Here is a 17,980-nt window from a genome sequence, read left to right as displayed (position 1 = left end):
TGGGATTTGCACAGAATGGTCGGGGCGGTTCGGACGCTCCCGTGAGACACCAGACAATACCGCCTGCTTACCTTTGGGTATCCTTCTCCCTTACCTCACACTCAATTAACAATTATTGTCTATTCGTTATATTGGCGATAATATGTTTGTGAAAGGCTATGAACGGTGCACTCTTATTCACTTCACTGGGGAATGTCAGATATTTAGGGTAGATTCAGAGCGATTCAACGAGCGGTGGTCAGTCCCAATGGGGCGAGCATCGCCACAGGAGCGTTTCTGGATCTGCCCTAACGCGATCACCACTCTACGATCCGTTTTCAATACTGACCGGTCGAAATCGGCCGCAGTCAGTGAGTCCGCCCCATCGAATCTCACGGAATCTACCGTTGATGCCGGAGGCGAACAATGAATCTCAGGGCCGTCTCCGCGGTAACGCTATCTACTCTGCTGGTGCTGTCGTTGTTCGCGACCCCGGGGTTCGCGGCTGCTGTGGTTTTCACTGAACCGGATCCCACTTCTCTTGACCATCTCGATGGCGCGGGAACGACCACAGACCCCTACGTGATCACGACCGTTGCAGAGTTGCAAGCGATGTCGGAGGATCTCACTGCTCATTACGAACTGGGGGCCGACATCGACGCATCGTCGACGGCAACCTGGAACGGTAGCGATGGATTCGACCCGATCGGCGACGAGGCGACTCCGTTTACTGGGACATTCGATGGGCAGCAGAACACGATCTCAAACGTAGTGATCAACCGCTCTGAGGAAAACTACGTCGGATTATTCGGAGTCACGAGTGAGGATGCCACGATAACAGGTGTCCATCTCGACACTGTTGACATCACGGGTGAACGATATGTTGGTGGGCTCGTTGGGAAGAGCAATGGGCACGTAGATGCATCGACAACTTCCGGCGAGATCCACGCGTACGGGTACGCAGGTGGGCTAGTCGGTAGTTCTCCTGGAACGCTTACTAACTCCCGCTCTACGGCCGACGTCTTCGGTGGAGGGTACGGAACCTTTGGTGGACTCGCTGGGGCAAATTCCGGAACCGTCAGTAACACGTACGCGATGGGACACGTTGAGGGGGAAGAGGACCTTGGCGGGCTTCTTGGCCAGAATTCCGAATCTGCGACTGTCACGCAATCGTACGCGACCGGCTCGGTCGTAGACACTGGCTCGAACGCAAACCTTGGTGGCCTCATCGGTGCAAACGATGGGACTGTTGAGGATTCATACTGGAACCTCGAAACGACTGGTCTCTCGACCGGTATCGATCAAAATTACGGGACTGCCGACATCGAGGGACTCTCGACCCCAGAGATGACTGGTTCTAGTTCGGAGACGTATCTGGCGGCATTCGATTTCCAGAGCACGTGGGAGAGCGTCAATAATTCTCATCCAAACGCAAGCGCCGACGGCTACCCGATCCTGCAAGGTTTGGATGCCGAATCCCAGATCACCACGCCTGCTATCGAACACCTTCTGACGGGCAGCGGATTCCTCGAAGATCCCTACCTGGTTTCGAATATCAACGAACTCCAGGCCGTGCGTGAGTATCCCCACCGCCACTACGTCCTTACCGATGATATCGACGCTTCAGCCAATAGTTCGTGGAATGACGGTGATGGCTTCGAGCCGATCGGTACGGAGAATGCTCACTTCACAGGGACATTTGACGGCCAAGGGCACGCGATCACGAATGTCACGATCTCCGAAGATTCTGGACATACTGGGCTCTTTGCGTGGACTGCTTCGGGGGCAGTAGTTGAGCGGGTGATCCTCGAGAACGTTTCCGTCGACGGGGGAGGCGTGACTGGTGCACTCATTGCTGAGAACCACGGCACTGTCAGGAACACTTCCGTGAGCGGCGTCGTCACCTCGGAGGTTACGTCGACGGGTGGGCTTATCGGCGTGAACGTTGGAACGGTAGTCAATTCTTCGGCAAGTGCAACTGTCGAAGGCTCGTCCAATGTGGGCGGTCTGATAGGGACAAACGAGGGTCTTGGAGATGAGATTGGCTCTGTGCTCGATTCTCACGCCTCTGGTGACGTTTCTGCGACGGGACGAGACGTTGGTGGTCTCATCGGATACAGCGATCGTGCCGAGGTGCGCACCTCCTATGCGACTGGAGACGTGCAGGCACCAGCGACCGCTGGTGGATTGATCGGCCAGAGCCTCTATACCTCTGTGACCGATTCGTTTGCGACCGGTACCGTCGCAGTCAACGGCACGAACGCTGGGGGACTTATCGGACGGCTGAGCGGGTCGAGTACCGTCACTGCAACCTATATCAGGGATACCTTTGCGACTGGTACGGTCGTTGGGGATATCCGTGTTGGCGGGCTGATCGGCTGGAACGAGGAGAGTCAAGCGACTCGGTCGTACGCCGTCGGGACTGTCGTTGGAAATGATGAGTCTGGTGGTCTCGTCGGCGACAACGATGGCACTATTGAGGATTCATACTGGGACAGTGAGGCTACCAACAGAACCGACGGTGCTGGAACAAATGAGGGAGAATTCGCGGCGGTCGGTCTCACGACGCTCGCGATGATTGGGACCGCGGCCGAATCGAATATGTCTCACTTTGATTTCACCAGTACGTGGGAATCAGTCGAATCGTCGGATAAATTTGCTGAGGACCGGTCCTATCCGATTCTGCAGGCGCACGATCCCGAACAGCAAGTCCAATCACTCGCGGGACTCGGCCCCGAGGCGACCTTTGTGATCTCGCCTGCCGGTCAGATTGATACGGACGAAACGGTGACCTTTGACGCTAACAATTCGAGTGCCGTCGGCGCGATCGATTCGTACCATTGGGACTTCGGCGATGGTGAGACGGTGACGACATCCGATCCCGTCGTCACCCATAGCTACGATGCGTACGATAGCTATCACGTCCACTTAGAGATCGAAACAGCGTCGGGCGAGACGAACCAGACTACTGCAACCGTCCACGTGGCCGAAGAAGGCACGTCGATCTGGGAGTACACGACTGACGATTTGATCGACAGCTCTTCGCCCACTATCGTCGATGGGACGGCGTACGTTGGTGACGAGAACGGGACGGTGTATGCAGTCGATGTTGATACCGGTGACACTGTCTGGACGTTCCACCACGATCCGTACCCGGACGACGATTCACCAACAGTCGTCGACGGTGTCGTCTACATCACGAGCAGAGAGTCGAGCGGCGTCTCGTCGGATCACTACCTCCACGCGATCGACGCCGATACTGGCGAGGAATTGTGGAACATCACTCTTGGTCGGTCGCCGGTCGGCTCGACTGTCTACGGCGATACGGTGTACGTGACGACTCGCGGTGATTGGGACGTCTACAACGGCTACGTGCTCGCCTACGACGCGGATGACGGAACTCAGCGGTGGGCCTACGAAACTACGACGCCGCCGACGAGCGCTCCAACCGTCACTAACGGGAGTGTGTACGTGGGTGATTCCGTTGGCATCGTTTACGCCCTTGACGCAGATAGCGGCGACGAGTCGTGGACATGGGAGGGCGATGATGAGATCCCCCACGCACCGACGGTCGCCGATGGGATTGTCTACGTACCAGTGAATGATCTCGTTCCGAATTTCGAGGTGGACGTGAACCAGTATCGTGGTTACGTGTACGCCCTCGACGCGACTGACGGATCGACCATTTGGGAGGACCCGTTTGTCGATGCTGAACTCGACCGTGGAATCACGTCGGCGCCGACCGTCCACAACGGAACACTCTACGTCGCTGGCGGGGGAGATTCACTTTACGCGGTCGACGGAATGACGGGTGAGGAGATGTGGACTTTCGGGACGCAAGCCCCGATGCGCGCAGCGCCGACAGTTGTTGAAGCGCCTGGGGAACTCCACCGAACGATTGACGACGAACTCGTCTTGGTGGGTAACGATGACGGGAATCTCTATGCGGTCGGGACAGACACGAGTGTCGCCCACTGGATCTACGATGCCGGTGGCTGGGTTCGGTCGTCCCCCACAGTCGCCGATGGAACTGTCTACGTGGGTGCAGACTACTTTGAGCCGGGCGATCCGGACACTGTCGGCGACGACGGTGTTCGCGAGGGCGTCCTCCACGCCATCAGCACGAACCTCACGCGGTCGAGTGCCGACTCTCGGGTCGAATTGGCGACGCTAGGCCACACTGAAGAGATGCAGTCGTACCTCGATGTCGAAATCACCTCGTCGAACGAGTCGGTGCTCGAAGGCGATACGGTCGTTGTCGAGGCGACCGTCTCAAACTCTGGCCAAGAAGCGACTGGAGCTGTCGAGCTCGAGGACTTTGGAGGCACGGTTGTCGATTCCGAAACGGTGACCGTCGGTCGTAACGGCGAGACATCGGTAACGCTTGCACTCCCGACAAGCTCTGGCGATGCGGGCATTGGCGACCTCACCGTCACTACTCCTGATGATTCCGATAGCGCGGAAGTTGCAATCCAACAAGAGGTGGATTTCGAGGGCTGTCGCGTGATCGACACGCCCGGCGTTTACACCGTTACTGGCGGCCAACTTAGCAGCTCAACGTGTATTGAGATCACCTCGAGCTACGTCGAACTCGACGGTCAGGGAATCGCGCTTACGGGTGGTGGAGGAATGGACGATGGCGCACACGGGATCCATCTTAATGGCGCTGATGACCAACTCACGAACGTCGTTATCCACGACGTGTACCTCGTCGACTGGGCGTCGTTCGCCGTCGATAACGCCGGGATCCGGATCGATAACGTCGAGAACAGCGAATTCAGTCACGTCCGAGTCGAGAACAGCTACTACGGTATCTGGGCGGACGGACTCAACGATAGCATCGTGAATGAGAGCGACTTCACGACGGTCTTATACGCTGGAGGGGGTGTCGTTTTGGACTCATCCTCGAATAACACGATCGCGAACACCGAGGTTGCGAACCCGTTCTTCGGTATCGATGTCGATGAGCAGAGCGACGACAACGTTCTCACTGACAGTACCGTCGGAAGAAGCTACTACGGCCTTCGTATACTGGAATCAGATGGATTCGAGGTTTCGAACGTCGACGCGCGATACAACGGCCCAGACTTTTACAGAGATAACTCGGTCACCACCGAGAACTACACGCTCAGCGCCCCGCCGAACATCACGGTAGAGCGGACCACAGGCGAGGAATCCTCTAATGGGGTCGTGTACGCGAGCAACACCGTCGAAGCTGACGTTTCAGCGGTTCCAGCCCCCGATGTGACTGTGTCTTTCGAGGCGTCGAGCGTTGATCTCGAAGCCGTTCGCTCGCCTGCACCGAACCCGAACGCCCACGCGCTTGGTCAATATCTTTCCGTCAGCGGAGGTGCGAGTGACGCCGCCTATCTCGATCTCAAGGTGCACTACGACGAAGCGCACCTCGATGGCGTCGCAGAATCGAATCTCTCGCTTTGGCGCTACGATGCGAACGACGAAACGTGGAGTGAGATCGCCGATCAGTCGGTTGACACCGAACAGAATGTCGTTGCGAGCAACCTCACGACATTCGGAACCATCGGTGTGTTCGTTACCGATCCAGGAACCGCTGATCCCGCGGTGCCCGTGACCGCAGAGATCACTGACTTAGCTGTTGTCGCCGAGGGCGATTTCAATAACGTCCTCGAAGAACCTGCAACGAATGCGGGTGGTACGGAATGGACTGCGACGATTGACGTTACTGATCTCCCCGAATCGAGAGACGACACGTATGACTTGCGGGTAGAGACCGAGAACACGTTTGGCGACGAGTGGTCGGTTCCTCTCAGCAAGACGCTCGAAGTGACCGAAGCCCCGACTGCTGAGTTTGAAATCGCGGACATCTCGGATAAGTTCCCCGACGGGTCACTCGGGGATGACCAAGGTGATGTCACGATCGAAGTCATAGAAACGGCTGGTGTCCAATCTCGTGGGCTCGAAGTGACCTTGCAGATCGAACGCTTATCGGATGGAGTTCCAGTATATGAGGAAACAATCGATGGTCGGGCGCTTCAAGATGAGACCGGAGCGTTCACCTTCGACGTCGGAACCGTCGGCGAGGTCGATGCTGGCGAGTACGCAGCCGTTCTCGAGGTTGACGCTGACAACGCCGACGCAGTACAGGAAATTGAAACGTTCTGGGTAGGTGGCGTCCCGCAGGGTACAATCGATATCAACGACCCGGTGACTGCCAATCAAGAGACGGTTGAGATCGAATACAGCTTTGAGAATACAACGAACGGGGCGGTCGTGGGAATTGGAAACACTGCTACCTTGCCCAATGGGATGCACGTAGAGACCGTCACCGAAAACGGAACGATCGAGGTGACCACCGATGAATTAGGAGGGATCGAGTCGGGCGATTCCCTCATTGCTCTCATCTGGGATGGGCGCGAAGCGCAGCCAGATGGAGGGGTACCGACCGAAGTGAGCCCGCTCGGTCAAGATCTAATCGTCACGGCAGAACCACCGAATGTCACGGTTGTCGACGCCAACCTCTCCCGTGAGGAGATCACGGCGGGTGAGGAGGCCCTGATTAACGTGACGTTCACTAACACCGGAGACGAAGAAGAATCGATCAACGTCTCGTTCTTCGAGGAGGGATCGGTATTCCTCGAACAACAGTACAACGTCTCTGCGAACTCCAATCGAACGGTCACTCTCACACGAGACTACCCGAATTCAGGGACATACAACATCACTATCCAGAGCGATACGACTGGCAACACCGTCGAGGTCGGTTCTGTGACTGTTAATGAGGACACGTCGACGGACGCGCCCGGATTCGGTATCGTACCTGCAGCCTTTGCGCTGCTCGCTGTCGTTTTGGTCCTCGGGCGTCGACAGAGCTGACGTAGCGCCGAGAGATCTTTGCTTCTTTTTCGATTACGTGGCTCTTTGTCCAACGATCGATTGCGGTGTCAACTTAGAGGACTATTCGGTTACTCTGTGACAGAGCACCTCCAATAGCCAGCACGCTAGTCTTTTTGTCTCAGCGGATGCCAACAGACGCTTCTGATTACATCTTACGCCAACGGATACGGAAACCTAGATACGGAATGCGAGTATATTTCGGGTGCTCCCTTATTATTTCAATACCACCGGAGTCGGGCGAAAAGTACACGAAATATACTATCTCACTGCAGCAATTGACTCTTATCCTGCAGATACTATCACGCTTCATCACGATCCAAATACGGGGGACGGCGTCGGGCTCCTTTTAAAGCAACCCCCGAATTCCGGTTTGGATACTGTGATGGTCCGTGAACGCCCTCGGCGCTGTCTGTTGATTGGCTGGATATTTGGAGGGGTTATAGGGTAATAAATCTGGGGGATACCCCTATCGAGACTGCCGTCTAATGGGTGTTTTATCGATGGATTTGACCGGATTTTGTCAGATTCTAATACATTATTCTGGACGGTTCCAGGAGGCTCTCACAGATGTATCCTTGACGCGTTACCACGAGCCGTCCACGGAGCGCCGATACGCTCGTTCGGCTTGGTCGGCAACGGCATCCCAGTCATACCGCTGGGCACGTTCGCGCGGATCTTCTTTTGGACGCACGTCGTCGAGGGCGCGATTCAGGACGTCACGAAGGCTCTCCACGTCAGGGCCGACGAGAAAGCCAGCGTCGCCGATGACTTCATCGGCCGCTGAGTCGGGGTGATCGGCCGCGATAACCGTACAATCTGCGGCCATCGCTTCCGCGAAGGTGAGGCCGAATCCTTCTCTCGTACTGGGGGACGCGAAGACGTCAGCGGCACGCATATGGCCGAGAACGTCCTCGTAATCGTCGAGGAACCCGAGGAAGTCGATCCGGTCGGCGTGCGCGAGGCCGTCGCGTTGCCGTTCGAGTCGGGTCTTCTCGGGGCCGTCGCCGACGATGCCGAGCGTGACGTCGTGGTCCTCGGCGACTGCGTCGAACGCTTCCAAGAGGAGATCGACGTTCTTGTGCTCGATGAGTCGGCCAGCGAAGAGCACATCGTAGCCCTGCTCGGGGAGCGGTGCATCTTGGATCTGTTCGGTATCGATGCCGTTGGGAATGATCTCGATGCTGTCGCGATCGGGGCCGATCTCGGCGAGCCGGTCGGCGGTGATGCCCGAGATGGCGATCGGGTGCTGTGGGGTGCGGGCGGTGAGCTGTTCGGTGACTTTTCCGAACGGGGCGAGGCGGCCGAGGTACTCTTCCCAGTAATTACCCCAGACCTCGTGCCAGGTCGTGACGAGGGGGGTGTCTGTCCGGAGACTCGCGAGCTTCGTGGCAAGGACGGGGAAGTACGGGAAGACGCTGGCGACGACGACGTCGTGTTCGTTCTGTCGGAGGTGGCGTCGGAGCGGTGGAATGGATCGGGTGGCGAAGTCGATGGCCTCCGTGATGGAGCGGCGATCGTCGGTGTAGAGTTCGGTCTCGGGGGCGACGGCTCGCAGTGTGAGTCCCTCGTGGGTGATCTCTTCCGGGCCGTCCCAGAAGTGTCGGCCATAGATGGTGACGTCGTGGCCCTGGCTGGCGAGGCGGGTGCCGATCTCGTGGATTCGCTTTTCCGCACCGCCGGTGATGAAGGGGTAAACCACGTTACTCACGAACGCCACGCGCATTATGCGACGTGGCGTCGGACAGCGATAATGGTCTTTCGATGTATCGGCTCTGTGGAGATGTATCGACGATGAGCACGAGTCGATGCGTATTCATTTGGCTCTTGGATCGACCACCGTCAAGCTAGGACTGTCCTCGAAACCCCTGTAGTCGTTTCACGGTCAGGTGCTGCCGAACGGGTTTGCATCTCGTTCCGCTCACGCAACATCTATATCACTCCACACATTGGATCAATTCGATGAGCGAGTGTTGGGAGAACGTCATCTTACTTTCTGCGGACGCACTCCGTGCGGATCACCTCTCCTGTTACGGCTATTTTCGGGCGACCTCACCCGTCCTCGACGAACTCGCCGGGGAGAGCATCCGGTTCGCGAACGCTTACAGCGCGAGTTCGCACACGCGCGAGGCCGTTCCGGCGCTTTTGACGGGCGAGTATCCCGACGTCGCGATCGACTCGAAGTATCGCCTCGCGTCGGAGACACTGGCAGAAACACTCTCTGACAAGGGATATGCGACCGCAGGCTTTCACTCGAATCCGTTTGTTTCCAGAGCCTACGGCTTCGACCGGGGATTCGACCACTTCGACGACGACCTGCATCTCGGCCAGCACAAGCTGATTGCGCTGGCCCAGCGGGCACTGGACAAGCTCCGGAACCGACACTACGCGCGGGCCGAGGAGATCAACGAACGGTCCCTGTCGTGGGTGGATTCGTTAGATGAAGAACAGCCGTTCTTCCTGTGGAACCACTATATGGACACCCACGGGCCGTACGAGCCGCCGGGGGAGTTTTCTACTCTATATTCCGATACTGGATTATCGGGGCGGGACGCCCAGTCGCTGTATCAGCGCGCGATCTCGGCTCCGGAATCGATATCTGAAGATGAACGGCAGTTGTTGGTGGATCTGTACGACGCGGAGATCCGGTACAACGACGCGAAGATTGGAGAATTTTTGGGCGCGCTTCGGGAGCGTGAGTTGCTGGCGGAGTCGTTACTTATCGTGACGGCAGATCACGGCGACGCGTTCGGCGAGCACGGGTATTACGAGCATCCGCGGTATCTGCACGACGAGATCACGCACGTGCCGCTGTTCGTACGCCCGCCCGGTGGTGAGCGCGAGGTCGAGGAGGGGGATGTGAGCACGCTGGACGTGGCGGCGACGGTCGGCGATGTAGGTGACGGCGTCTCGCTTCTGGATCCTATTGATGGAGATCGACGTGTTTTCTCGCAAGCCCGCGGGGAGAATTCGGATAGTCACCTCCGAAGGTATGCAGTTCGGACTTCTGAGAAGGTGTGCTTCTGCGAACGCGACCGGGAGACCGGGACGATCGAGTTTGGTGGGGAATCGGATCGGTCGCTTCGGTCCGAGCTGGAGGCACACGTCGAGGAACGAGTGCGCGTCGAGAACGGCGATTCGGCTGGGAGTGATGAGGAGGTCGACGAGGAAATCGAACGGCGTCTCGACGCATTGGGGTATAAATGAGCGAGTCGTTGCGGATCGCGATGCTCCAAGACGACTGGTGGCCCCGAACCGGCGGCGGACCAGTCCACGTGAAGGAGCTCGCAATAGCGCTCGCAAAGCACCACGCTTGTACCGTCGATATCTACACACGCGCGCTATCGCAGCACGGGGAAGCGTACACAGACACTGAACGGTATCAATCGGGGCAGGTCACTGTTAATCGCATCCGCCCATGTACCGACTACTGGAATCCAGTCGGAAGAATTTCATCGATGGTGACACCGATCCCGAAGTTGCTGCGTGAAGAGTACGACGTGATTCACGGTCATACATTTCTCCCTGCGGTTCCGACTCGGGCGTCCGGATTTCTTTCCGGCGTTCCTACGGTGTTCACCGTTCACGGAACCGCGCTCACATCCGGCGTCGGTCGCGATGAATCTGCACTTGCTGGCGTGAAGCGGTGGATTGAGAAACAATTCGTCCTCGGCTTCGATTACGACACAGTCATCTCGGTCAATCACGACCACGTTGATCTCCTAGAGACGGGGCACGACGACGTGCGAGCGATCCCGAACGGTGTTGATCTTGATCGATTCGACGTCGCAGCAGACCGCACGCAGGACGTGTTGTTTCTCGGTCGGCTCGCCCCGAAGAAACGCGTGACAGATCTTATCGCTGCATTCGCAAACCTTGTCGACGAGTTTCCGGATTCGACGCTTCGAATCGTCGGGACCGGGCCGAAGCGCGAAGAACTCGAAACGCAAGTCGAAGAGCTTGGAATCCCTTCCCACGTCTCGTTCGAGGGACGTGTGTCCGACGAGTCGATTCCGCGGTTTTACGCGTCTGCCGGTGTGTTTGTCCTTCCGTCCGTCTGGGAGGGGCATCCGCTCACGCTCCTCGAAGCCTGGGCTGCAAGTTCACCGGTGATCGCTTCCTCGGTTGAGGGCATCGAGGAATTCGTTGACCACGACGAAACCGGATATCTGGTGCCACCGGAATCTCCGGAGGAGCTGACGAACGCGATACGCCACGTGTTGAAGAACCCGGACCGTGCCCAAGAATGGGGTAAGAACGCCCGTGAATTGGTGGAAAACCAGTATTCCTGGGAAGGAGTGGCAGATCGGACGTACAACCTGTATCGGGATCTCGTCTGAGTAGCCTATTCCATATAGCCGAGATCAGCGAGGCGGTCCTCGACGTTTGAGGTATCGTGTTGGGACCGAGTAGTCGCGTAGTCACCGGCGATCTCGTCCCAGTCTTGGCGTTCGACTTCCTCTTCCGTGTCCGTGAGCACTTTCCCGTCCGTATTACTGTCGACGGGAATCCCCAACTCTGCGGCAACGGTCGGTGCGATGTCGTAAATCTCCGCCTGATCGATGTCGCCGAGCGAACGATTGGAGATCAGGATCCCGTTCGGCTTGTGGTTCTTGTGAGGATACCGTCGGAAGGTGTCGAGGATCGACCCACTGACGTCGTAGCGGTAGTCCCGGGGGAACAACGAGATATCGGGCGCGTCTTCGAGGTGTTTGCCCTCGTAGACTTCCTCCCGTGGTTTTACCGCGTCGAAGACGAAGTTTCCATCCGGATCGCGGACGTCTTTTAGTTCCTCGATCAGTTCGGACCGGATCTGCTCGTAGTCGCTCTGGGGAAGGACCCCGTTGGGTTCCCTCCCTTCGACGTTGAGATGGATGCCGAGACTGTTAAACAGAAGCTGATAGGCGATCGAGTTCTCGTGGTCGACGACCTGATTCTGGGCGGCGACGAGGGCCTCCTCCGGAAGCAATCGCTCAACGATCTTGTCGAGGCCGACTTTGCCGAGTGCACGGTGAATTCGTCGTGGGGAGAGTCCGACTGCAGAGAGAGTCGATACGGCTATGCCCGTGAAAAATCCGAAGATGGAGAATTCGACTTCTTCGGTTCCTTCTTTGAGGTTGTCTTTTGCCTGTCGGAAGTACTGTTCTTCGCCAGTTGTCGTCTCGCAGTAGCCCTTTTCCGCGAGCCAAGAGTTAATGTAGAAGGTCCAATCGTAGTCGCCCATCCCATGATCAGAGGTGATGAACACTGTGGGGTCCTCTCCACCCAAATCGATGATATCGTCAACAAAGTTGTCGATCTCTTTTAGAACTTGTCGAATTTGGTTACGATTTGTGAGATCGTGAAAAATAGTGTCTGTAACTTGGAACTGAACAGCGAGGAAATCCCAGTTATACCGTTTGTTCAGGAAACGAGCCATATCTCGGCGATGTTGTGCAACATTTATATATTCTGTAACAGCCTCTTCATCGGTTGTCACATCCGGATAGATAGAGTAGTCCCTGTACTCATTCTCATAATCCTTACGAAGATTGGTGGGATAAAACTGAACATCCTCTGTGGCAAGATAGCCTGGTATAACTACACTATTGTTAAGATTTTGGGTAGGAAAGGTAACAGGGAAATTTATTATGATAGTGGATAAATCATAGGCGTCAGCTATTTCAAAAAGATAAGCTGAGTCTACATTTGAACGATCTCCGAGTTGTTTAGTATACCCTTGTTGGATGAAGAAGTCAAAAATCCCGTGTTTACCTGGATTACGACCGCTGAGAAGTGAGGGCCACGCACAGGGAGTCCATGGTGGATGGGTACTACCAAGTTGGATTTCTTGATTGTATTCAGACAAATGTTTTATATTTCCCATATCTCCCTCTTGAATCCAAGGTTCAATTTCTAACCAATCTAAACCATCGAGACCAATCAGTATGACATTATTTGAATCCATTGACTCATTCAAAGTCGATTTACCTTATATACTCTTTGACTGATTCCAACTATCTATAAGATAGCAAAATTGGTCGGGAGGACATTGGTCGGAACCAACCTATCACAACCTCATTTTTTGATCCCAACATGCACTTCGAAGATTACAATGTCATCAAGTAGACCTTCGCAGAATGGTAACGCCGAACTACGCTGATTGTTAACCACATCAACACGCTCAGCCGGAAACAGCAAAAGTTTAGCTCCCGCAATCATATTCTAGTTTAAGCAGTTGATCTGAACAATGGCTCCTTCCCCGAAGAGGTCAGATAAGAAAATTATAATGAACGGACCCAATGTCTCTGATTAAGGAGTTGATCACGGATATCCTCCATTGACTTATGTACTGGTTTAAGCTATCCGGTGATATAATTCAATCCGGAACTAGTTATTGAATACCGGTTATTCGGTCTAAAAATATGTCAAAAATACACCTATTCGAGAATTCTTCACGTAGCCAATTAGAAGATAATGAACTGGATATTGTCAAACTAATCAATTCGAGGTCACAAAAAAATAAAACAAAAATATTTTCTGAAATTCATTCAAAATTGGCTGTAGAGTCCGAAAACTTTCCCATATTCTTGAAATCCACGTGGACTAAGTTTACGAATCCCACTCCCGGAAATCAATCCGAATTGATTAAAAAAATTGTTCTTTATGAAGAGCTTCAAAATGCGGATATCTCAGAATCTACCGAGACGATTGTTTGTCATAACCTTTCATCAAAGTATGAATGTGTAGTTCACGATTTTTGCATAGCTAATAATATTAACATATCCATCACCAATTCGAGCAAAGTCACATATATGTTAAGACAGGCTAAAAAGATATTTGTGACATTTATCCAGCTATCCGCAATTCTATTAGAACAACTACTATTTGGTTTTATTGGTATGTTTAAATTAAGTACGAATAGGAAAATTGGAGACCAAATCTTTATTCCTAATCCAAATCGGTATGAAAGCATAAAACCTGTCGCTGAAGAGCTAGGAATAAAAACACTAGTTGTTCCCTGGCCCTATCTATTGTTACAGTGGAAAAGAAATAAATTACCAAGTAATAATGCCTTTATTTCCATTAATCAATTTTCTTCGATTATCTCTGCCCCTTATTCATTAAAAATCATTCTAGCAACTATCATTAACCGAAAGAAGATTTGTGATGATTTGTCGGAAATAATAGAGTTGCAACGTGGTTATCGCTTACCGAGATCTGTGGCTTTTTCAGTAAATCATATATTAGTATCTAATGTTTTTTGTCTTTGTTATTGCCACCCTGCAAAAGAAATGGTTAATACGTTGGAGCCGAAGAGCTTAGTTATCGGATCTCCTGGTATTTTTTCTTTGCCTATACTCACTATGGCCAATCAACAGCAAGGAGTTGAAACATTCCATATCCCCCATAGTATTACTCGACCATTTGAACCAATTCTTCCAGATACCACTCAATTTCTGTCAAGTGTTCTTGGCCTCCAATATATTCAGAAAATTGGATTAGATATTGGTGATAATATTCCTGTTGGCAGACCATATTTTAAGGAGATAACTACTCGTGACGTCAATAGAGGAGAAAAATGTGATAAACAAAAGGATATAAACGTCCTTATTGGAACCCAACCGTTTTTGGATGATATAAAACAGGATCTTATTGATATGGTTTTGGTTGGTGCTAATAGAAATCCCCACGAGACAAATATCCGCATAAAAATTCATCCAAGTGAATCTGTCGAATGGTATGACGATTGTACTCATATACCCATCTATGAGGACAAATTAGAAGAAAATTTAAAATGGGCGGATCTAACGATCACAATCAATTCAAATATCGGCGTGGAAGCTGTTCTCAATGGCAGTGCCGTTTTTTATGTAAATGTATGGGAAGGCAAAGTAAATGATTTTCCGCTTGTGCTAACCGGAAAAATTTCCCATTTCACGAACCGCGACAATTTTTTAGAGGCAATATGTAAAATGGATCAAGGAGAATTAAGAGACACATTTAATCAACAGTATCGATATATCACAAGCCAGTTTGCCTTAGATTCGAATATTTCATCAGATATCAAAAAAGAATTAAAATAGCACTTTGACATAAGGATGACGGTTGCTGGTAGATCCTGGTTGTACGTCAATCAGATCCAAATAAGATTCAAGGATTGATGCAGACGTGATATCCTGATAGAAACTCGCCACCTTATCGAATGTAGTGACTGAGTAGAGTTGGATTTTGAATAGCTGAAGGCAATACCCTATTCAGCGATAAAGCCTCATATTCCACTGCAATTGGCATTATTGCTGGGGAATACAGTCCCAGTCCTCGCAGCCTGGCGGTTAGCTATCTTGCTCCACTGTTCATATTGGACTTTGAAGCCAGTTACGGTCCACAGTAGGACAAAATTCGAATTACATCGTTGCGGTACAAGACTATAGTTCAGACTAATTACTAGCTGTACGCTGTATTAACTCCGATACAAACGTATTTCTCAACGTTATGCTCAGGACAGCACAAAATCTCCGTCTCTCTGAAATTTCCCTCGGCGAGTACGCGAGAAACACGATGTTTCCAAGGCTATGTTTCTCGTCGATGGCGCTCAGTGGCTCCAAGAAGTCTGTTATCGCCACGAATCCGATTCCAACACAAAACATACGGGAACAAGATACCATCGAATACCTCTACAAAGAATTCAACCGCCGAAACTTGGCCCCTCGCACAAGCTTTCTGTCAAAATCAGTTAATTTGAACAATGTCCTGTACCTGAATAAGTCTTGCTGAGGTCAAAATAAATATCTATGGGGAAGGATTAGTAATTACTATGCACCTTCCCCATCGTATAGCCTTTGTACTTATTGCTGTAGGTGTAGGGGGAGGAGCATTTATTGGTAGTCAATTTACCTCATCAGAACTCATCAGACTCCCTCTTTTGACAATCGGAATAGCATCTGCAATATTCGTGCTATTTGTCAGTGCAGAATCAAAAAATCAGCCTGTTCAGGAGATCAAGTACCCTAAGTATATAAATATAATTGTATTTATTGCGATTGCTATTACCACGATCACAGGGCAGATTGGGGGTGAGGGTATTGTAGACTGGTACTATCTCTTTGCAATCTTAACATCAGGTCTTTTAGCATTCCGATTTATTTCCACACCTGTGCAGGTCCCAATTCAATTAATTCAAATTTTATTATTTTCTCTGACAGTGAGAGCCACGGTTTGGTTTAGCTTTCCGATCTACGGTCAAGATTTGTTCCACCAAGCATCAACAGCGTATATTATCTCCACTGGAGAAATCGTTCCGGAGACCTTTACTTATTATGCGAATTTCCCACACGCGCACGTTTTTGCTGCGTCCTCTACACTGATTACAGGAAGTCCTCTGAAAGTAGGCTATTTCACATTAGGTATTTCAATTGTAACTGGTATTCTAAGTGTTTACCTACTTGGAAAGCATATTCTAGAAAGTAGACGTGGTGGTCTCTTAGCTGCTTTATTCATCTCCGTAGCAGCTTTTCACATTAAATCAGCTGGAGAGCCATTTGCACAAGCACTATTTACTGCTCTTTTTCCGATAATAGTATATTTATTACTACAACAAATCACGGACCGACGTCATAGTGTGGTTCTAATATTCCTAATTATCTTTGCAGTGACAATTCAGAACCTCGCTCCACTAATATTAGCAAGTCTGTTCGCTATTTTATTTATAAGTAATCTTTTTATTCACTTTCTTACCTTCTTCAATATTAATACAAAAGATAAATTTTCACTGATAAATGAAAGGCTGGTATTTGTTTCTCTTGTTGTTGGTGTCTACTATTATATTATTGCAGACTATCTCAGATTCCAAAGTATGCGCATTTTTTGGATCTATGAGGAACTACTTGGATTTCAAAGTAGTGGTGCGCAAAGCAGCGTAAATAATACTGGAGTCACGGGGATACCAAATATAACCCTATTCAATTATGATCTTCCAGGGTTATTACTATGGGCTGGGCCAATTCTAGTCATTGCTGGACTTCTTATCCTTTCGGGTTATGTATTATGTTCAATATCATTTAATAATAATCAGAAGAAAGAACCAGTTCAATATATATTTTTTTCGGGAGGGTTCTTTACTTTTTTCGCACTCACCTTCACATCCATTGGGGGCCCCGCCCGACGAGCAATGGCTGCAGGTTCAGTTCTGATTGCCCCAGTCGCTGCATGGATAATATACAAAACTGTTGACAGGACTTTTTTCCTTGGTAAGATTCTTCCGATTATGTTAGTTGTTACTGTATGTATATCCGGAATATTTATGCCATCTGTCGCAAAGGCAGAATTATCTGAAGATGAATTTCAACCATATATGAGATCCAATCAGGTGGCGGCCTCTGAATTTGCATTTATTCATACTAACAATGTCACAACTGGGAGCTATGTCCTAGGCTATGAGGAAATATGGCAAGCTAAACACGGGAATATCTCTGGAGACAAAAAAGTTCAAGCTATATTAAATAAACACAATCCAGAAAGTATCGATTCGTTTAGGGATGGTTTAGTCAATGGTAAAACAACAATGTACTTTAACTATTATAATAAAGCATATAATATACAAATCCCAACAACCAATCGTATATATTCCTCTGGCAATACTACAATTCATACATAACCTAAGAATGGCATAGAATTCGACTACACCGGTAATTATGATATTTCCTAGATTGTTCCCTCGTTCGTGGTTGGCGATGGAATAATTATGTATAGAGTGAAAACATAGATTTGTTGCTCGCTCGAAATTATTGTATAGCCGTAGTCATTGTAACACCTTAGTGGTTAGATCATAGCTCTTCGATTCGTGAAAAGTTGGGATTACTATCGTCGTGGTTTAGACAATTGTGGACCACTATAATTTTCAGTAACTGCTTCAGCGCTAGATGATTTAATATGCTAAAGTGAGTTTTATTTTAGTTTATTCAATCTTGTGTAGCATATTGTTGATCCGGAGCAGTCAGCGATTTTCTGCAGACTAGACTAAATCAGAACCAATATCTTCTACTGAAGAGCGTAGTTCACTTGTCATATTCTGAGTGGCGGACTGCTGCTTAGGAATCTCCTTTTCTCGTACGGAATATTGCCTATAGAACCATATTTTTATTCAAGAGAA

The 17,980-nt window shown here is 51.0% G+C and carries 7 protein-coding genes; 5 read left to right on the top strand and 2 right to left on the bottom strand.

The genetic code is table 11. The features are described 5' to 3' along the window. Nucleotides 1-405: 405 nt before the first annotated feature. Nucleotides 406-6,831, top strand: coding sequence for an outer membrane protein assembly factor BamB family protein (locus FJT57_RS13005; protein ID WP_144905935.1), 6,426 nt, complete (start codon nucleotides 406-408; stop codon nucleotides 6,829-6,831). A gap of 604 nt (nucleotides 6,832-7,435) precedes the next feature. Here FJT57_RS13005 and FJT57_RS13000 read toward each other — a convergent pair. Then, nucleotides 7,436-8,575, bottom strand: coding sequence for a glycosyltransferase family 4 protein (locus FJT57_RS13000; protein ID WP_144905934.1), 1,140 nt, complete (start codon nucleotides 8,573-8,575; stop codon nucleotides 7,436-7,438). A gap of 236 nt (nucleotides 8,576-8,811) precedes the next feature. Here FJT57_RS13000 and FJT57_RS12995 point away from each other — a divergent pair, with 236 nt between their 5' ends. Together FJT57_RS12995 and FJT57_RS12990 are read left to right on the top strand one after the other, a co-directional pair. Next, nucleotides 8,812-10,056, top strand: coding sequence for a sulfatase (locus FJT57_RS12995; protein ID WP_144905932.1), 1,245 nt, complete (start codon nucleotides 8,812-8,814; stop codon nucleotides 10,054-10,056). Further along, on the top strand, nucleotides 10,053-11,189 hold the full coding sequence (locus FJT57_RS12990; protein ID WP_203229184.1) for a glycosyltransferase family 4 protein: 1,137 nt from the start codon (nucleotides 10,053-10,055) through the stop codon (nucleotides 11,187-11,189). Before FJT57_RS12995 ends, FJT57_RS12990 begins: the two co-directional genes overlap by 4 nt. A gap of 5 nt (nucleotides 11,190-11,194) precedes the next feature. On the opposite strand, the gene FJT57_RS12985 is transcribed toward FJT57_RS12990, so the two are convergent. Further along, nucleotides 11,195-12,796, bottom strand: coding sequence for an alkaline phosphatase family protein (locus FJT57_RS12985; protein ID WP_144905930.1), 1,602 nt, complete (start codon nucleotides 12,794-12,796; stop codon nucleotides 11,195-11,197). Nucleotides 12,797-13,253: 457 nt separating this feature from the next. Between FJT57_RS12985 and FJT57_RS12980 the strand changes: the two genes are divergently transcribed. Beyond that, entirely contained in the window at nucleotides 13,254-14,915 is a 1,662-nt protein-coding gene (locus FJT57_RS12980; protein ID WP_144905928.1) for a hypothetical protein, read from the top strand. Between the two features lie 731 nt (nucleotides 14,916-15,646). Continuing rightward, entirely contained in the window at nucleotides 15,647-17,485 is a 1,839-nt protein-coding gene (locus tag FJT57_RS12975; RefSeq protein ID WP_144905926.1) for a hypothetical protein, read from the top strand. Nucleotides 17,486-17,980 lie beyond the last annotated feature (495 nt).

The organism is Halobellus captivus, assembly GCF_007655485.1.
GTDB lineage: Archaea > Halobacteriota > Halobacteria > Halobacteriales > Haloferacaceae > Haloquadratum > Haloquadratum captivum.
The sequence above is the reverse complement of the archived record's forward strand: the minus strand, read 5'-3'. Positions and strand labels throughout refer to the sequence as shown.

Bases quoted from the DNA above. Each gene is read 5' to 3' on its own strand.
- FJT57_RS13005 (WP_144905935.1), top strand. From the start codon at position 406: ATGAATCTCAGGGCCGTCTCCGCGGTAACGCTATCTACTCTGCTGGTG.
- FJT57_RS13000 (WP_144905934.1), bottom strand. From the start codon at position 8,575: ATGCGCGTGGCGTTCGTGAGTAACGTGGTTTACCCCTTCATCACCGGC.
- FJT57_RS12995 (WP_144905932.1), top strand. From the start codon at position 8,812: ATGAGCGAGTGTTGGGAGAACGTCATCTTACTTTCTGCGGACGCACTC.
- FJT57_RS12990 (WP_203229184.1), top strand. From the start codon at position 10,053: ATGAGCGAGTCGTTGCGGATCGCGATGCTCCAAGACGACTGGTGGCCC.
- FJT57_RS12985 (WP_144905930.1), bottom strand. From the start codon at position 12,796: ATGGATTCAAATAATGTCATACTGATTGGTCTCGATGGTTTAGATTGG.
- FJT57_RS12980 (WP_144905928.1), top strand. From the start codon at position 13,254: ATGTCAAAAATACACCTATTCGAGAATTCTTCACGTAGCCAATTAGAA.
- FJT57_RS12975 (WP_144905926.1), top strand. From the start codon at position 15,647: ATGCACCTTCCCCATCGTATAGCCTTTGTACTTATTGCTGTAGGTGTA.